Genomic DNA, 283 nt, shown 5'->3' on the forward strand with positions numbered 1-283 from the left:
TCAGGGTCGAACACTTCGAACTGAGAGGAATAGGCGCGAACTTGGTCTTCGGGAAGTTCATGTCCGCCTGCGTCCCCTAGGGTGCGCAAAGGGCCATATTGCACGCCGTGGCAGGCCGAACAAACTTCAGTGTAAACCTTGAGGCCCCGTTGAAGTTGGTTTTGGTCATATTTGCCCAAGGGCCCTGCGAAGGAGAAATCCGCAGCATGGATGCTGGCGTCGTCGCCCGCCGCGACAGCCGAGCCTGCTGTCAAAATGACAGCAGTCAGGGCGGAAAGGGTGA

Annotated in this window: 1 protein-coding gene; it reads right to left on the minus strand. The window is 58.0% G+C overall.

Annotation, left to right across the window (positions count from 1 at the left end):
- A partial coding sequence (locus tag AB9F29_RS22440) for a cytochrome c1 (protein WP_369757319.1) occupies positions 1–283 on the minus strand: 283 nt, incomplete at both ends.

This window comes from Falsihalocynthiibacter sp. S25ZX9, assembly GCF_041205405.1.
Taxonomy (GTDB): domain Bacteria; phylum Pseudomonadota; class Alphaproteobacteria; order Rhodobacterales; family Rhodobacteraceae; genus Falsihalocynthiibacter; species Falsihalocynthiibacter arcticus.